Annotated in this window: 11 protein-coding genes; 7 read left to right on the forward strand and 4 right to left on the reverse strand. The window is 60.7% G+C overall.

All coding sequences use genetic code 11. From position 1 onward, the window contains the following. The first annotated feature begins 99 nt into the window (after nucleotides 1-99). From nadN to NLU14_RS11190, 3 genes are all read left to right on the forward strand, one after another. Complete coding sequence (nadN, locus tag NLU14_RS11180; protein ID WP_275706447.1) at nucleotides 100-1,935, forward strand: NAD nucleotidase; 1,836 nt, start codon at nucleotides 100-102, stop codon at nucleotides 1,933-1,935. Between the two features lie 93 nt (nucleotides 1,936-2,028). Beyond that, complete coding sequence (locus NLU14_RS11185) at nucleotides 2,029-3,033, forward strand: LLM class flavin-dependent oxidoreductase (RefSeq protein ID WP_275706449.1); 1,005 nt, start codon at nucleotides 2,029-2,031, stop codon at nucleotides 3,031-3,033. A 21-nt stretch (nucleotides 3,034-3,054) separates the two neighbouring features. After that, nucleotides 3,055-3,585 (forward strand): YqiA/YcfP family alpha/beta fold hydrolase, encoded by a 531-nt coding sequence (locus NLU14_RS11190; protein ID WP_275706451.1) that lies wholly within the window; start codon nucleotides 3,055-3,057, stop codon nucleotides 3,583-3,585. Nucleotides 3,586-3,588: 3 nt separating this feature from the next. On the opposite strand, the gene NLU14_RS11195 is transcribed toward NLU14_RS11190, so the two are convergent. The 4 genes from NLU14_RS11195 to recC are packed head-to-tail and all read right to left on the reverse strand — an operon-like array spanning nucleotide 3,589 to nucleotide 13,539. Continuing rightward, on the reverse strand, nucleotides 3,589-4,047 hold the full coding sequence (locus NLU14_RS11195; protein ID WP_275706453.1) for an META domain-containing protein: 459 nt from the start codon (nucleotides 4,045-4,047) through the stop codon (nucleotides 3,589-3,591). Nucleotides 4,048-4,082: 35 nt separating this feature from the next. Next, on the reverse strand, nucleotides 4,083-6,269 hold the full coding sequence (gene recD, locus NLU14_RS11200; RefSeq protein WP_275706455.1) for an exodeoxyribonuclease V subunit alpha: 2,187 nt from the start codon (nucleotides 6,267-6,269) through the stop codon (nucleotides 4,083-4,085). Continuing rightward, nucleotides 6,266-9,973: an exodeoxyribonuclease V subunit beta gene (gene recB, locus NLU14_RS11205; protein ID WP_275706457.1), complete on the reverse strand. Its 3,708-nt coding sequence runs from the start codon at nucleotides 9,971-9,973 to the stop codon at nucleotides 6,266-6,268. The genes recD and recB overlap by 4 nt, the downstream gene beginning before the upstream one ends. Then, nucleotides 9,970-13,539 carry an exodeoxyribonuclease V subunit gamma gene (gene recC, locus NLU14_RS11210; RefSeq protein ID WP_275706459.1) on the reverse strand — a complete coding sequence of 1,190 codons (3,570 nt, stop codon included), beginning with the start codon at nucleotides 13,537-13,539 and terminating at the stop codon, nucleotides 9,970-9,972. The genes recB and recC overlap by 4 nt, the downstream gene beginning before the upstream one ends. Nucleotides 13,540-13,720: 181 nt before the next feature. On the opposite strand from recC, the gene NLU14_RS11215 reads away from it, so the two are divergent. The 4 genes from NLU14_RS11215 (at nucleotide 13,721) to NLU14_RS11230 (ending at nucleotide 17,247) form a co-directional block, all read left to right on the forward strand. Beyond that, a complete protein-coding gene (locus NLU14_RS11215) occupies nucleotides 13,721-14,749 on the forward strand; it encodes a TRAP transporter substrate-binding protein (RefSeq protein WP_275706461.1) in 1,029 nt (342 codons plus the stop codon). A 113-nt stretch (nucleotides 14,750-14,862) separates the two neighbouring features. Further along, nucleotides 14,863-15,456, forward strand: a complete 594-nt coding sequence (locus tag NLU14_RS11220; protein ID WP_275706463.1) for a TRAP transporter small permease — start codon at nucleotides 14,863-14,865, stop codon at nucleotides 15,454-15,456. Nucleotides 15,457-15,490: 34 nt separating this feature from the next. Next, nucleotides 15,491-16,774, forward strand: coding sequence for a TRAP transporter large permease (locus NLU14_RS11225; RefSeq protein ID WP_275706465.1), 1,284 nt, complete (start codon nucleotides 15,491-15,493; stop codon nucleotides 16,772-16,774). 32 nt (nucleotides 16,775-16,806) lie between these two features. Further along, nucleotides 16,807-17,247: a universal stress protein gene (locus NLU14_RS11230; protein WP_275706467.1), complete on the forward strand. Its 441-nt coding sequence runs from the start codon at nucleotides 16,807-16,809 to the stop codon at nucleotides 17,245-17,247. Nucleotides 17,248-17,252 lie beyond the last annotated feature (5 nt).

Below are 17,252 nucleotides of genomic sequence, written 5' to 3' on the forward strand. Positions count from 1 at the left end.
ACCGTGCGGGCGTTTCTTTTTATGGCAACAAAAGCATCACATCACTGACATCCGGGAAGAGGAATATGCGGTAGATAAATCAAAAACAGGAGCAAGGAAATGATCCGCAAGTCAGCCTGGGCACTACTCCCTCTCATCGCACTGGTCGGCTGTAACAGCGACAACGATAACGACAACAATAACGACACCTCGGCCGGCCCCCTGAGCCTGAACGTCCTCCACATCAACGATCACCACTCCCACCTTGAAGCCGGCTCACAATCCCTGACCATTGCCGGCCAGGAAACCGAATTCTCCGCCGGAGGCTTTCCACGGGTTGCCGCCAAGATCGCAGAGCGTGAGATGGCCCTGGACAACGTACTGAAACTGCATGCCGGCGATGCCATTACCGGCACCCTGTACTTCACCTCCTATGAGGGTGAAGCCGATGCCGAGTTGATGAACCTGGTCTGTTTCGATGCGTTCGCACTGGGCAACCATGAGTTCGACCGTGGCGACGAAGGCCTGAAAAAGTTCCTGGATTTTCTCGCCAGCGGCAGTTGCCAGACACCGGTACTGGCCGCCAACGTGGTGCCGGAAGTGGGCACGCCACTGGCTCCGACTGCTGTTGACGATTACATCAAGCCCTATGTAGTGAAGGAAGTGGGTGGCGAGAAAGTGGGCATTGTCGGCATCGATATTGCCAACAAGACCCGGAACAGCTCCAGCCCGCTGGACACCACCCAGTTCCTGGACGAGACCGAAAGCGCCCAGGCCGCCATCAATGAACTGGAGGCCGACGGCGTCAACAAGATCATCCTGCTGACCCACTATCAGTATGGCAACGATCTGCTGCTGGCTGAGACCCTGTCCGGCGTGGATGTGATCATTGGCGGCGACTCCCATTCCCTGCTGGGCGACTTTGCCGCCTTTGGCCTGACCTCCGCCGGTGCCTATCCCACGGAACTCACCAACGCCGACGGTGACAAGGCCTGTGTCGCGCAGGCCTGGCAGTATTCCCAGGTGGTGGGCGAGCTCAACATCCAGTGGAATGCAGACGGTGTGGTGGAATCCTGTACCGGTGTGCCCCACCTGTTACTGGGCGACGAGATTGTCCGTGAAGACGACGGCGGCAGCGAATACACCCCCGAGGGAACAGAGCTGCAGGCGATCATGGAGGCCATCGAAGCAGCTCCGCAGCTGAGCATCGTGACCGAAGACGCCACCGTGGCGAATGCACTGGCCAACTACACCCAGCAGTTGGACACCTTCCGCAATGAGGTGGTGGGCACCGCAACGGAAGACCTCTGCCTCGAGCGCATTCCCGGCCAGGGCACCAGCGGCCTGCCAAGCTGCGCCGGCACAACGGCGGAACGCGGCGGCGACATCGCCAATGTCGTAGCCCAGGCCTTCCTGTTCCTGAGCAAGAACGCCGACGTGTCGATCCAGAACGCCGGCGGTGTGCGCACGGATATCGAAGCCGGCAACATCACCATTGGTGACGCCTACACCCTGCTGCCATTCGCCAATACCCTGGTTGACCTGACCATGACCGGCGCCGAAATCCGCCAGGTGCTGAACGAAGCCGTGGCCTTCGCTCATGCGCCGGACGGCTCGACCGGTGCCTATCCCTATGCCGCCGGCCTGCGCTGGGACGTGGACATGACCCGCACCGAAGGCGACCAATTGTACAACATCGAAGTCAAAGGCCGGGACGAAACCCAATGGCGGGCCCTGACTGACGCTGAAACCCTGAATGTGGTCACCAACAGCTTCACCGGTGGCGGCCAGGATGGCTATGTAACCTTCGGCACCGTGACCGACGATGGCCGCTCGGTGGATACCTTCCTCGATTACGCCCAGTCCTTCGTGGACTACGTGAGCGAGCAGGGCACCATCAGTAAACCGGCGCTGGATGAGTACTCAACCCAGTCGTACACTGCGCCTGCTGATTAATGCTCTCACGTAGGTGATGTCCCCGATGCCGGCCCGCTTTATCGGGGGCCGGTTTTTGTTATGCTGCCGGATAGTCAAAACCCGGAGCATTCAATGTCGCAGCTTTCCAGCGCCCAATCCCCTTCCTACTCCCTTCTGGAACTGGCCTCGGTCCGCGAGGGTGATTCCGTTGGTCAGACCCTCGCCAACAGCGTGGCCTACGCCCGCCATGCCGAAAGCCTGGGCTTCAACCGGTTCTGGCTGGCCGAGCATCACAACATGGAAGGCATCAGCAGCTCCGCAACGGCGGTTCTGGTGGGACACATTGCAGGCGCCACCAAAACCCTTCGTGTGGGTTCGGGCGGCATCATGCTGCCCAATCATCCACCCCTGGTGATTGCCGAACAGTTCGGTACGCTTGAGAGCCTGTACCCGGGGCGGATCGACCTTGGCCTTGGCCGTGCCCCGGGCACCGACCCCATTACCAGCCGGGCCCTGCGACGGGACGGCATGGGGGCGGAGCAGTTTCCCGAAGACGTGGCCAGGCTGCAAACGCTGCTCGGCCCGCTCCAACCCGGCCAGCCAGTGAAGGCGATTCCCGGTGCCGGCACCAACGTCCCCATCTGGCTGCTGGGCTCCAGCCTCTACAGTGCCCAGCTTGCCGCCATGCGGGGCCTGCCCTACGCCTTTGCCGGGCATTTTGCGCCCCGGCTCTACCGCGAGGCCATCCAGGTGTATCGGGACAATTTCCAGCCCTCGGAACAGTTGGACAAGCCCTACGTGATACTGGCGGTTCCAGCGGTTCCGGCGGATACCGACGAGGAAGCGCAGTTCCTCGCCACTACCAGTTATCAGCGCATCCTGTCCCTGTTCCGTGGCCAGCCCCTGTGGATGCGGCCACCGGTAAAATCCATGGACGGCTTGTGGAACAGTGGCGAGAAAGCCGGCGTGAAGGATTTCCTGTCGCTGCAGATGCTGGGCAGCGAAGACAGCATCCGCGAACAGCTGGAGCGACTGCTGCAAACGGTGGAAGTGGACGAACTGATGTTCACCGTGGACCTGTACGACCCGGAAAAACGCCGACACGCGCTGGATATTCTCGCCGCCACCCGACACTGAACCCTTTTACCGGAGCGAGCCATGGCAACATCAAACATCCACGTATTCCTGTCCCACGGGCTGGAGAGCGGCCCCGGCGGCACCAAGGTGCAGGCCCTGAAAGCGGAAGCGGAAACCTTCCCCGGGGTCACCGCGATCGCGCTGGACCACCGCAGCACAAAAGACCCGACCGAACGCCTGCAGCAAATGAAAGAGGCCATGACCGAGGCCGGAGCCAGTCCGGAGCGTACCATCCTGGCCGGTTCCAGCATGGGCGGCTGGGTGTGTGCCCGCACCAGTGCCGAAACGCCGGTACTGGGGTGTTTCCTGCTGGCGCCGGCGCTGGCGATGTCCGCCTATCCGCAGTCCAGCCCAAGGATTCAGGCCCGGCATACCCAGATCATTCACGGCTGGGACGATGACGTGGTGCTACCCATGCCGGTGGTCGAGCTGGCACGGGAACAGAAACTGCCGTTGCTGGTACTGCCGGACGGACACCGGCTGGAGAACAGCCTGGAGCGGCTGGTAAGTGAGTTCAGGGGCTTCATGACAAACTGCCTGGCCGCAAACTGACGGTTATTTCATCCGCGTGGCCTCGAACACCGCCAGTTCTTCTCCGGCTTCACCCAGCAACCGAAGTTCGATGCCCTCCAGGTTGACGCCCACGGTCTTGGCGAATGCCGCAAAGAGCAGTTTCTCCGTCAGGTTGTCCGGGCAGGCCATAAGAGTGCTGCTCATGGAGTCAAACAGCAGGTTTTCCCCCGTTACCCGGTAGTCACCCATATACTGGTTACAGCCACTGAAACCGCTCACCCGGCCGTCGTCCAGGAACAGGATGTGGGGCTTCTGTTGGCGGTCGGTTTCCGGCACTGGCTCTCCGGCAACGCTCACCAGTTGCCAGTAGGTATTGGTCAGTGGCATCGCCACGACATCCCCGCCCGAGTTCTCCCTAGCTGGCGAACTTACGCAACCGGCCAGTAGCAGCACCGTAAACAGGGCTGCCACATACCCGGCGGTCTTCATTGTCGTTCTCATTCCACTCCTCCCTGTTGCGGGTTAACAATGGCCATTCAGACCAACAGCCTGGCCAGTCCCGACGCCCTGATCACCCCACGCCCTACCGCTTCTTTCAGCACACCTTCCTGGCTCACCACCAGGCTCAGCCAGTGGCGTGCCCGGGTGATGCCGGTGTACGCCAGTTCCCGGGTCAGTACCGGGGTCAGCCGGTCCGGTATCACCAGGCAGGCATGGGTAAATTCCGAGCCCTGGGACTTGTGCACGGTCATGGCGTAGACCGTTTCCAGTGACTGCAGCCGGCTGGGGGATATCCAGCGAATAGTACCGCTGCCATCGCTGGAGGGGAACGCTACCCGCAAAGTCTCCACCGGCTCACCGGCGTCGTTGCGATCCCAGGGCACGCTCAGGGTGACGCCGATATCGCCGTTCATCAGGCCCAGATTATAGTCGTTTCCGGTGATCAGTACCGGGCGGCCCGCATACCAGCCCTCGGTGCGATCAATCAGGCCGGCACGGCGCAGGCGCTCGGCGATTTCCCGGTTCAGCCCTTCCACCCCGAACGGGCCCTGGCGAAGCGCGCAGAGAACCTTGAAGTGGTTGAACGCGGTGAGCACATCGGTGGCCCAGGCATCCCAAGGTTCACGCTCGTCTGCTTCATTACCGGAAGCGGGTTTGTGGCCCCGGACAATGTCCAGGTAGTGGCCATAGCCCACCGGTGGGTCGATCGGTCTGTCATTGACCAGGCGCCCCGCACCACTGTTGCGGAAACGTTCGGGGCTGCCGGTAAGCGCATGGTCCGCCAGCAATGCGACACCCGGTTCGTTAATGCCGGGACGAGCGGAACCACCATCAGGCACCAGCCAGGCCACGTCTTCAAAGTTCTGCTCCCGGCACTGGGCGATCAGTTGCCTGTCCAGTCTGCCGGCATTGGTGGCCGAGGCCAGCACACCGATGCCGCTGTGTTCATCAAAACGGTAGCTCTTACGCAACATGGCAACCGCCTGGTCCAGGGGCAGGCCGTCGGCGTCGACCTGCTCGGGTGGCAACTGGCACCCGGCCACTGATTCCAGCCATTGCGCCGTTGCCGGCAGATAGTGAGCGTGGTCCGCGCGCTGACAGAGCTCTCCCAGTACCGCGCCGGCATCCACCGAGGCCAGTTGGTCCTTGTCGCCGAGCATGATCAGCCTGGCTTTGTCGGGCAGCGCCGCGAACACCGAGGCCATCAAGTCCACATCCACCATGGAAGCTTCGTCGATCACCAGGATATCCAGTGGCAGGGGGTTGTCCTCATTGTGACGGAAACTCCGCGAACCCGGCCGGCTACCCAGCAACCGGTGCAGGGTGGTGACCTGGGTGGGAATGGCGGACTTGTCGGGACGGCCCGGAAGCTTCTCCAGGGGCAGGCGATCAACCGCCCCGCCAATGGACTCACTCAGCCTTGCGGCGGCCTTGCCGGTAGGGGCCGAAAGGCGGATACGCAGGTACGGGCTGGCGTCATCAGTTCCGGCCGACTCACAGGCCACCGATTGCAGCGCCGCCAGCAGGTTTACCACCGTGGTGGTCTTGCCGGTACCGGGGCCGCCGGTGATCACACTGAAACGGTTCCGGGCTGCCAGGGCGCAGGCCAGCTTTTGGTAGTCCGGTTCCTGACTGGTACCGAACAGGGTATCCAGTGCCCGGGCCAACAGGCTGGTATCCGTCATCTCCGCGTGCGTTTCCAGTCGCTTGCGGATACCGGCGGCAATCGCCTGCTCATAGCGCCAGAACCGGCGCAGGTACAGCCGTGAGCCGTCCAGCACCAGCGGCGTGGCCAGTTCGCCGTTGCCCACCGCGCAGCTTTGGTTCAGGTGGGAAACAAGTTCATCCGGGCTGACATCGGCAAACAGATCCGACGGCTGCAAGCTGTCCGCGGGGAGTGAACCCACCCCTTCCGGCGGCAGTACCAGTGTTGGCTCGGTGGCCTGGCAGAGGTGACGCACATCCAGGCAAACGTGCCCCCGCCCCACCTGGTGGGACGCCATGGCGGCGAGTAACGCCAGCATGGCGGACGGCTGCTCGCCCCGCTCATCGACGATTTTACAGACAAAGGCCGCAAAGGCGTGGTCCAGGGCGCGAATCCAGTCCCGCTCCACCCAGTCGTCCAGCAGGGCCAGTGCCTCGGCTGCGGTTCGGGGCAACGGTGCAGGCTCCACCACGGCGGTGTCGAACAGGTCCTGGATGTATCCGCTTTCCCCGGTCATGCCGCTTTCTCCCGCTGGCCGCTGAACAGCCGGTCCAGTTCCTCGATCAGGGCCCGGTCCGGCCGTTCGTTAAAGGCGCCAACACCCGGGGCATCACATCCCCGCAGGAACAGGTAGACCGCGCCTCCAACGTGAGTGTCGTAGTCATAATCCGGCAGGCGCGACTTCAGCAGGCGATGCAGCGCCAGCAGGTAGATGACGTACTGCAGGTCATATCGCTTCTCGAGGATTTTCTCTTTCATGACGTCATTAATATAGGCCTGTTCGTCTTCCCCCAGGAAGTTCGACTTGTAGTCCAGCACGTAATAGCGGCCCTTGTGCTCGAACACCAGGTCAATAAAGCCCTTGAGCATGCCGTTGAAGGTGGTTTCATGGGCTTCGGGCCGGTTCTCACCATTGAGGGTATGCTGGCGAACCAGTTTGTCCATGGCGCGGGTGTTCACCTGATGGCTCTCGAACCAGAACTCCAGTTCCGGGCGAAAGGTCTCCAGTCCGGCGAGGGAGCAGGTTCCGCCATCATCCGGCAAGGGAATGTCCATGGTGACCAGGGTGTGAATCCAGGCCTTCAATGCGTCGGCCCAGTCACTCCAGTTGCGCAGCTTGCAACGGCGCTCCAGCAGTTCATGGAGCTCACCCGGCTCGTCGACGACCACCTTGCGGAATCCCTGAGCGGCACACCACTCCAGGATGTCGTGGAGGAAGGTACCGGGGCCGGAACCCTTGGGAAAGCTGTGCTGATCGAAGGGCTGCGGGCCTTTCATTCCGGCCTCGGCCGGGGCTGCTGTATCGGCATCGGCGGGCTCGTCCTCTTCCCGCAGGTTTTCCTGTTCCGCATCTTCACTGGCTGGTGCAAAGTCGTCACCAAAGCCGCTGCGGGCGCCATAAGTGATGGCAGAGTAGCTGGCAATCCACCAGTTTTCCTTCGCTTCACGCACGGGCTCCAGGGCTTTGCCGAGTTCCGGCTCCACGTCGCCGGCGTATACATCGTCCCCGGGCTCGGGGACTGGCGCCACCGCTATCGCGGGCTCACCGTCGGCCATGGCCTGCAGGAAAGGCATCAGGTCTGTGTCGCTCTCACTGGCGTCACGGCCAACCAGATGCCCCAGGCCACTCTGGCGCCAGCCCTTGATGCCGGCCGCGCCCACCCAGGTAGCGTGACGGGAGCGGGTCAGGGCGACGTAGAATTTGCGGATATCCTCACCCAGCCGCTCGCGGTCCGCCCTGGCGAGGGTGTCGTCATCCGGTTCCAGCGAGATCTGCAGTTTACCTTCATCATCGTGGTACTTGATGAACGCCTGATTCGGTTTTTCCTCCCGGAACTCGGTGGCGAACGGCAGGAACACCAGCGGGTACTCCAGGCCTTTGGACTTGTGCACGGTGACCACCTTGACCAGCCCGGCATCGCTTTCCAGGCGCATGGTCCGGTGTTCGTCCTCGTCGGATTCCCGCAGCATTTCGGTGTAGTGATGGATCAGGGCGTGTTCGCCGTCCAGTTGCTGGCTGTCCTGCTGCAGCAGTTCGGCAATGTGCAGGATATCGGTCAGGCCACGTTCACCGTCCGGCCTCGCCAGCAGTTTGGCCGGCACGTCGTAGTCCATCAGCAGGCGGCGCAGCATGGGGAGCACACCCTGCTGTTGCCAGAGCTCGCGGTAGCCCAGGAAACGGTTGATCTCACGGTCCAGAGCGTTCTCGTCGCTGAGCAGCCGGTCCAGGTCCTGGTAGGCCAGGCTCATAGTGGGCGTGGCCAGTGCCGCGCGAATCGCCGACAACTGACCGGGCTCGGCACAGGCCTGCAGCCACTGCAGCAGTTCCAGCGCCTGGGCCGACTGCAACACGGAATTACGGTCTGACAGGTACACGCTACGGATACCGCGAACACTCAGGGCCCGCCGGACGGCATCCGCCTCGTCACGTTTGTTGACCAGGATGGCAATGTGTTCCGGCCGCAACGGCTCGAGGGGTTGGCCCTCGGCTTCGAAGCCGGCACTTCCCGACTGGCCCAGGTTCAGCAGGCGGGCAATCTCCGCTGAGCAGACATCCGCCATTGCCTCCCGGCCAGCTTCCTTGGCGATCGGGCGGTCATCCGCCAGGGTCCAGAAAGTCAGTGGTGTTTGCGGCTGGCCCTGCACGCACCATTGCCGATCCGTACCCTTGGCGTTGACCGGGCTGAACGGCAGCGGGTTGTCGTTACCGGCGCGGAACAGGAACGCCCCTTCCGGCAGCGACTGGTCAGCCTGGGCGAACACACGGTTGACGCCATCCACCATGGCAACGGCGGAGCGGAAGTTGGTGCCCAGGGTGTAGGTGCGGCTGCTGACCGCACGGCGTGCATCCAGGTAGGTGTAGATGTCCGCGCCCCGGAAGCCGTAGATGGCCTGCTTGGGATCGCCGATCATCAGCAGGCTGGTGTCCTGGTCGTTGTCGGCCACCCGATAGACACGGTCAAAAATGCGGTACTGAACCGGGTCGGTGTCCTGGAATTCGTCAATCATCGCCACCGGGAACTGTCGACGAATCGTCTCGGCCAGCCGCGCGCCCTGGGGGCCGCCCAGGGCTTCATCCAGGCGGGTGAGCAGATCGTCGAAGCCCATGCTGGCCAGGCGTTGCTTTTCGCTGTCCAGGCGCTGGGCAATCCAGACGGCGGCGTGGTTGAGGATGTCCCGTTTCGCCACCGGCAAGTTTTTAAGGGCCGGTTTGAGCTCGGCGATGGCGTCCATGGCCGGGTGATGGGGCGGCGCGTCGTCGCCGGTCCATTTTTCCGCGAAAGCGTCGGCTTCCAGGGTATCGAAGCCCTTGGTCCGCTTGCTGGATAGGAACTCATGGGGTTCGGCGGCGTCGGTGGTGGCCCATTCCCGCAGCAGGCCCACGGCTTTCTGGATGGAATTTTTGGTGGTGCCGTGCAGTGGCTTGGGTTTGCGCTTGGCGGTTTCCACCAGCAACTCATCCAGTTCATCACACCACGCCGGCCAGGGAGCCTTGAGTTCCTGGAGCCTTGCCTCACGCTGGTTTTTCGCCGCTTCCGCCGCAGCCACAGGATCCCGTTCCGGAACGGGCAGGGCATTCACGTGGGGCAGCAGGTTACGAACGGACTGGCGCAGGCTTTCCGGGGCTTTCCAGTTGTCCAGCACTTCGCTCATCAGTTCTGGGGGCAGCGGGTACACAAAGGTACGCCAATAATCCCGTACCACATTGTCCAGTAGCTCGGTCTGGCTGGTTTCCAGGGTCTGACGGAACAGGCTGCCGCTGTCGAAGGCGTGTTCACTCAGCATGCGGTTGCACCAGCCGTGGATGGTGGAGACGGCGGCCTCGTCCATCCATTCAGCGGCCAATAGCAGTTTGCGACGACAGGCCGGCCAGTCCGCCGGTGGGCAGGCGTTGCGCAGGTTGACCAGCGGATCTTTCGCCTTTTCGGTGGTATCACCGGTTTCCGACGGCACGGCGAAAAGCGCAGCGGCTTCGGTCAGGCGGGCGCGAATACGGTCACGGAGTTCCTTGGTGGCCGCTTCGGTAAAGGTCACCACCAACAGATGGGGCGGCATAATGCCTTCACTAAGGGGCTCTTCGGCGGTGCGGTGCCCCAGCACCAGACGCACGTACAGCAGTGCCAAAGTGAAGGTTTTGCCAGTGCCGGCGCTGGCTTCGATCAGTTGGCTGCCGCGTAATGGCAACGTAAGCGGGTCGAGCTTGCGAACGCCTTCTGTCATTGTGGCTTCTCCCTGTCAGCACCGGCGGGTTTGGCACGGCTGGCCTGCTCCGCGTGCCAGAGCGGCTGGTAGAGCGCGGACACCAGTTGTGGGAATTGTTCGTCGGCAAGCAGCTGCTCAACATCCGGATAGGCCCTGCGCAGGTAGCCTGCGTCGCGGGCCAGGGCCTTGTCGTAGGCTTCTGCTGCTTTCTGCAGTGCCTTCTCTTCACTGCCTTCCCCCCGGGCAGGATAAAGCCCCCGCAGATAGGCGAAGGCGGCTCCGGCTTCGACCGGCAGTGGCCGGGTCTGGCCCTGCATCCAATGGTCCAGGGCCGTGGCCAGGCAGTCTTTGGCGACAGCCCTGTCCATCGGCAACAGGTTGACCACCCGCTTTTCCTCCTTGGCTAGGACCAGGGTATGGAAAGCCCCGAAACGCAGGTTGCCCGCCAGATGGGCCACCCAATGGTCCAGTAAGGCGGGAAAGCGTAGCTGGCGGGAGCCTCCGGCGCCTTCCAACAGATTGCTGCCGGCAATGACCACCCTGCATACGGCGCCATCCGGGCGGGTGCGCAGGTTGCCAAGACGGTCGCTGATGGACAGGGAATCCTCGCCCTGTCCGTGGCGGTGTTCGAACCCGATCACCTCTTCAATAGCCTCGGGCCAGAGGGCCAGGGCCTCCTGATAACGCTTGTGCAGGTCCGGCATGCGGCTTTCCAGTTGCCGGGTCAGGGCGTATTCCGTCAGCCCCATGCCCAGTTCGCCCCTGCGGACCATGCTGGCCAGGGAGGTTTCGATGCGTTGCTGCAGTTCTTCATCGGTATCGGCTTTCATCACCGCCTGGCGGATCAGTTCATCCTCCAGGCGCCAGTGTTGCAAGCCGTCCATGGCGAAGGCCTCGTTATCGGTATCCAGGTTCTCCACATCGGTAAACCGCACCTGCAGGCGGCGCTGGTAAAAGATCTCCACCGGCCGCTTCAGGAAGCCGCCGACATCGGCCAGGGTAAGCGGGTCTGCCGGGGGCAGGTAGGGCAGCGTGGGTTGCTCTGCCTCCGGTTCCCGGGACTGATGGGCACTCAGCCATTCGCTGTCGTAGGTGAACAGGCGCCGAACACCCTCCTCAGTGTCACGATTCCCGGCTGGAAAATACTCGCGGCTGAAGGGCTGCAGCGGGTGTTCGATGGTCAGGGCGGCGGAAGCCTTCTGGTCCGAATCCGGCACTTTCCAGACTGCATCCAGATGATCCCGGAGCTGGCTCACCAGTACCGATGGCGGCCGTTCCGAATCATCGCGAATGCTGCGCCCCACCCAACTGATATACAGCTGCTCCCGGGCCGACAGCAGGGCTTCCAGGAACAGGTAACGGTCGTCTTCCCGGCGGGATCGATCGCCGGGCCGGTAATCCAGGGCCATCAGATCAAAATCCACCGGCGGGCGGGAACGGGGGTAATCGCCATCGTTCATACCCAGCAGGCAGACGTGCCGGAACGGGATGGCCCGCATCGGCATCAGGGTGGCGAAATTGACCTTGCCGGCGAGGAAGCGCTGGTTGAGGCCACCCTCTTCCAGCCCTTCCAGCAGAATTTCGCGAACAATATTGAGGGGCAATTCCACTTGGTCCATGCCAGCACTGTCGCAATCCTGCAGCCACTGCTCCGCCTGCCGGCGCAGTCGGTTCACCAGCAGCAGCTCGTCGTCGGACAGGTCGTCGAAGAAACGCGTCAGTATCGACTGCAGCAGGTCGAGCCAGCCTGCCGGTGTGGCGGTGGCCCTGAGTTCGTGCCAGAGGTCTTCCAGCCGGTCGATAAAGCGGCAGAGGTTGCCCGCCACACTGGCCTGCAGGCCGCCGATTTCCTCGAAGGGTTCAATGCCCTGCCAGGGCTCGTCACGGCCGGTGCCATAGCCCAGCAACATCCTCCGCAGGCCCGCCTGCCAGGTGTTGCGTTCCAGGCCATCGGGCAAATCGAGGCTGCTGCGGTGGTCACTGTGCAGGCCCCAGCGAATATTGGCACCTTCCACCCACTGGCGCACCAGGGGCAGATCACCCTCGGCAATGCCGAACCGGCTCCGTACCGCCGGCACTTCCAGCAGGCTGATGATCTCGCTGACGCCAAAGCGGCTTTCGGGCAGGGCCATCAAGGTGTCGAGGGCAATCAACACCGGCTGTCGGTGACGCTGGCCCTGGTCGGAAATGGTAAACGGAATATAGCGGCGTGACGACGCCGGATAGCGCCCGAAGACCGCCTGGATATGGGGCGCATAGGTGTCCACATCCGGCACCATGACAATCACATCCCGGGGCCGCAGTTCCGGATTGCCGTTGAACGCAGCCAGCAACTGGTCATGGAGAATCTCCACTTCGCGCTGGGGGCTGTGGGCGTTGTGGAACACCACGGAATCATCCCGGAACGGATCCAAAGTGCGCGCCTGCGCCAACATCTCTGATTGTGACGTGAGCGTGCGGATGTCGTTCTGGATCTGGTGCAGGATGGCCGGCTGTTCCGGTTCACCATGCGGTGTAAAGATATCGATACGCCCGTCCGGTGTGGCCACACGGCCCTGGTATTGCTCCGGGTTGTCGAATTCATCCAGCAGGCGGATGTAGTCCCGGCCCTGCTTGCCCCATGCTGCCAACAGTGGGTTGGCATGCTGGTGCAGGTCGTCCGGGTCGGTCAGCGCTGCCAGCTTTGGATGCGCCAGCCCCCGCTTTCGATCAGCCGTGAGCAGGTCGCGGTCGCTGATGATGTCGGCCCAGTAGAATTCGCTGGGGTTGTGGACACAGAGCACCACCTGGCAGACCCGGCTGAGAATCGATAACGCTTCCAGCGCCTGTTTCGGCAGGGAGGACACGCCAAAGACAACAATGCGGCGGGGCAGGTCAGACGGCCGGTCAGCTGCCGTCAGCCTCTGCCCTTCCTCCATGAAACGGGTATGGATGCGTGAACGGCTGGTGCCGGCAAGCTCGCCGACGTCTTCCACCAGTTTGCGCCACAGCACCGGCTGCCAGCGCAACTCATCGCCCAACTCGCGGTATTCGCCCCGCGCCATCTGCAGGCGGTCGTGCCCGGCCTCCCAGTCCGCCAGCCAGTCGGCACGGAATACCTGGTACTGGTCGAACAGATCGGCAATCTTGCCGGCCAACTGGTAACGGCGGGTTTCGGTATCCGCTCCGGCCATGAATCGTTGCAGGGGGGCGAACACGTCATCTTCCGCAATCAACTGCGGCAACAAGCGGAACAGCCGCCAGACCAGGCGGGACTTGTCAAAAGGCGACTGCTCCGGCACCCCGGCGGACGTCAATACCGCCCGATAGGCCTGCCAGATAAACCGGGCGGGGAACAGGAAATCCATGCCTGCGGCGATCCCCATGCCACCGTGGTCGCCGACACTCCCCGCATCGGCCGGGTCTTCCGCCAGGGCAAGCTTCAGCCACTGGGCAATGCCATTGCTCTGCACCAGGAAGGTTTCGCTTTCCAGGGGTGGCAGGGGGCTTTGCCGGCAGATCCAGACCACGGCCCGGCGCAGGTCTTCCAGGTGGTTCGCGTGGATGGCATGAAAGCCGGGCTCGATGGTTGGCGTCGCTGGCATACCTGCCCTGTTTGATTGTATCGGGTGAGAGATGAAAGCCTACCACAACTTGAACGGACTGCCGGACGAGTAGCTTCCGGCACCAGTAAATTCGCCAATTTCTTGCGAAATCGGGATTGTTTTGCCAGTCTAAATAAATGTAACAGATCATTTCAGCAAAAAAATAAGCGGAGACAACGCGATGAGCACCATAAGCAAGTTCAAGAAATTGGCAGGATTTTCTGCGTTTGCCTTTGCCGCAATGACAGCGGCAAATTCGGTAAACGCTGCCAACTGGCGCTATGCACACGAAGAGTACGAAGGTGACGTTCAGGACGTATTCGCTTACGACTTCAAGGAATACATCGAAGACAACTCGGACCATACCGTTCAGGTCTATCGGTTCGGCGAGCTTGGCGAGTCCGACGACATCATGGGGCAGACCCAGTCTGGCATCCTCAACTTTGTAAACCAGTCACCGGGTTTCACCGGTTCCCTGATCCCGGAAGCGCAGATCTTCTTCATTCCGTATCTCATGCCTACTGACATGGATACCGTGATTGAGTTCTTCCGTGAGAGTGAGGCCATCAACAAAATGTTCCCGAAGCTCTATGCCGAGCACGGTCTTGAATTGCTACAGATGTATCCGGAAGGCGAAATGGTGGTGACTGCCGATGAACCTATCACCAGTCCGTCGGATTTCAATAATAAAAAGATCCGGGTCATGACCAACCCGCTGCTGTCAGAAACCTACGATGCGTTTGGTGCAACACCAACACCTCTGCCCTGGGGTGAGGTATACGGTGCCCTGCAAACCAACATGATCCAGGGTCAGGAAAACCCGATCTTCTGGATTGAGTCCGGTGGACTTTACGAAGTATCTCCCCACCTGACCTTCACCGCGCACGGCTGGTTCACCACCGCGATGATGGCCAACAAGAACTTCTACGACGGTCTGTCTGACGAAGACCAGAAGCTTATCCAGGACGCAGCTGACTACGCGTTCGAGGAGATCATTGTTCACATCGATGGCCTCGCCGATGAAGCCCTTGAGAAAATCAAGGCGGCCAGCGACGAAGTGACCGTTACCCGTCTCAACGATGAGCAGATTGAAGCCTTCAAGGCCCGTGCACCACAGGTGGAAGATAAGTTTATCGAAATGACTGGCGAAAGCGGCAAGGAACTTCTGAATCAGTTTGAAGAAGATCTCAAGGAAGTTCAGAACGACTGAGCTGAACCTGAAGGAAACATTCCCGCCGGCCCTGCCCGGCGGGAATCTGTTTTAACCCCGCCCCGCCGGGGATCTCCTACCGGCCGGGAGCGATAAGTTCTGGAGCAGAACCGATGTCCGAGAACTCCCCGGATCTAGAAGATGATACCGGCACCTATGAGTCCGGCCTGCCCGGGTTTCTGGGAACCATTGATGAAGGTATTGCCAAGCTTGAGGCCGTCATGCTCGCGGTGGGCGTACTCCTCATGGCTGTCAATACATGCATCAACGTTATTGCACGATTTGTCTTCGGTGAAGGCTTGTTTTTCTCCGGCGAAATCAACCGGATTCTTATCATCCTGATTACCTTTGCAGGTATTGGCTACGCGGCCCGCCATGGCCGCCATATCCGTATGTCTGCGATTTACGACGCGATCCCGCCAAAGGGCCGCAAAGTACTGATGATTTTCATCGCCTTGTTTACATCGGTGGTGATGTTTTTCCTCTGTTACCACTCCTACGGGTACATCGAAACCCTTTATAGCCGCGGGCGCATCCTGCCAGCCCTGGGTTTTGAAATCTGGTGGATTTACATCTGGGCGCCAATAGGTTTTGCGATAACTGGTATCCAGTACTTCCTTACGGCCATCAAGAACCTCACCAGCAAGGATGTGTACCTCTCCACCGGTGTGATCGACGGCTACTCGGATAGTGAATCCGAAGTCTGAACCCTGCAGCTGGGATAACAAAGGATAGATAATCATGGCAACTATAATGATGGTGATCATGATCGGGCTCTTGCTGCTGGGCTTCCCGATGATGGTTCCGCTGATTACCGGTGCGGTGGTCGGCTTTGTAATGATGTTTGACGGCTTTGGCCAGATGGGCACCTTTATTCAGCAAATGATGGGAGGTATCCGCCCTGCCTCACTCATTGCCGTACCCATGTTCATTCTCGCGGCGGATATCATGACCCGCGGCCAGTCCGCCGACCGTCTGATCCATATGGTGATGGCGTTCATCGGACACATAAAGGGCGGACTTGCCATCAGTACGGCGACGTCCTGTACGCTCTTCGGTGCGGTTTCCGGTTCCACCCAGGCCACTGTTGTGGCTGTTGGCTCTCCCCTGAGGCCAAAACTACTCAAAGCGGGCTATTCCGATTCGTTTTCACTGGCGCTGATCATCAATTCCAGTGATATTGCGTTTCTGATCCCCCCCAGTATCGGCTTCATTATTTACGGGGTTATCTCCGAGACTTCCATTGCCGAGCTGTTTATTGCCGGTATTGGTCCCGGCATCATGATTCTGGTCATGTTTTCGATTTACTGCCTGATCTATGCTTACGTCAAGAAGGTTCCCACCGAGGAAAGGGCCGGCTGGAGAGAGCGGGGGGTCGCCGTCCGTGAAGCACTATGGCCGCTGTTCTTTCCGGTTATCATCGTGGGCGGTATCTATGGCGGCATTTTCAGCCCCACAGAAGCAGCGGCTGTGTGCGTGCTGTACGCATTCCTGCTCGAATTCGCGGTTTTCCGGTCACTGAAATTGCCAGACGTCTATCGCATTGCCAAGTCCACTGGCCTGATCACCGCTGTGGTTTTCATACTGGTTGCTGTCGGAAACGGCTTTTCGTGGATTATCTCCTTCGCACAGATTCCGCAAACCATACTCGAGGCTGTGGGCGTCAATGAGGCCGGCCCCGTTGGCGTGCTGATTGCTATCTGTGTCGCCTTCTTCGTTGCCTGCATGTTTGTGGATCCGATCGTAGTGATCCTGGTGCTGACGCCGATCTTTGCACCGGCGATTGAAGCCACGGGCCTGGACCCGGTTCTTGTCGGGGTACTGATTACACTTCAGGTGGCCATAGGCTCGGCAACACCGCCCTTCGGGTGTGACATATTCACCGCCATAGCCATCTTCAAGCGCCCGTACTGGGAGGTAATCCGCGGTACACCACCGTTTGTCTTTATGCTGGTGGCAGCGGCGGGGCTGATTATCGCCTTCCCGCAAATTGCGCTGTTCCTGCGTGATGTGGCGTTCCGCTGAGGGCTGTAGAGACCAATTTCAGGGAGAAGAACATGTTCAAAAAGATCCTGGTGGCCGTTGATGGCTCCAAGTCCTCCTTCAAGGCCCTGGACAAAGCTATTGAACTGCAGCAGCTCATGGATACCGAGATCTATCTGATTTGTGTGTATAAGCATCACAGTCTGTTCGAGGCGTCTCTTTCGATTGGTCGACCCGATAGTATGGATATCCCTGACAAAGTGTTGTCGGAATACGCCAAGGAAATCGTCAACCATGCCAAGGAAATGGCAAAGGAAAAGGGTGCGGTGAAAGTCCGGGGGTTCGTCAAGGCCGGGCGCCCCTCCAGTGTTATCGTCAAGTTTGCTCAGGACAAGGAGGCAGACCTGATTGTGGTCGGTACCCGGGGCACACACAGCGATAAAGAGGGCATATTGCTCGGCAGCGTTTCCCATCGGGTGGCTTCCCGTGCCAAGTGCCCGGTATTGGTAGTCTAGCGCTG

This window comes from Marinobacter iranensis (assembly GCF_029207565.1).
GTDB lineage: Bacteria > Pseudomonadota > Gammaproteobacteria > Pseudomonadales > Oleiphilaceae > Marinobacter > Marinobacter iranensis.

Coding starts and splice junctions, on each gene's coding strand:
- nadN (WP_275706447.1), top strand. CDS start 100: ATGATCCGCAAGTCAGCCTGGGCACTACTCCCTCTCATCGCACTGGTC.
- NLU14_RS11185 (WP_275706449.1), top strand. CDS start 2,029: ATGTCGCAGCTTTCCAGCGCCCAATCCCCTTCCTACTCCCTTCTGGAA.
- NLU14_RS11190 (WP_275706451.1), top strand. CDS start 3,055: ATGGCAACATCAAACATCCACGTATTCCTGTCCCACGGGCTGGAGAGC.
- NLU14_RS11195 (WP_275706453.1), bottom strand. CDS start 4,047: ATGAGAACGACAATGAAGACCGCCGGGTATGTGGCAGCCCTGTTTACG.
- recD (WP_275706455.1), bottom strand. CDS start 6,269: ATGACCGGGGAAAGCGGATACATCCAGGACCTGTTCGACACCGCCGTG.
- recB (WP_275706457.1), bottom strand. CDS start 9,973: ATGACAGAAGGCGTTCGCAAGCTCGACCCGCTTACGTTGCCATTACGC.
- recC (WP_275706459.1), bottom strand. CDS start 13,539: ATGCCAGCGACGCCAACCATCGAGCCCGGCTTTCATGCCATCCACGCG.
- NLU14_RS11215 (WP_275706461.1), top strand. CDS start 13,721: ATGAGCACCATAAGCAAGTTCAAGAAATTGGCAGGATTTTCTGCGTTT.
- NLU14_RS11220 (WP_275706463.1), top strand. CDS start 14,863: ATGTCCGAGAACTCCCCGGATCTAGAAGATGATACCGGCACCTATGAG.
- NLU14_RS11225 (WP_275706465.1), top strand. CDS start 15,491: ATGGCAACTATAATGATGGTGATCATGATCGGGCTCTTGCTGCTGGGC.
- NLU14_RS11230 (WP_275706467.1), top strand. CDS start 16,807: ATGTTCAAAAAGATCCTGGTGGCCGTTGATGGCTCCAAGTCCTCCTTC.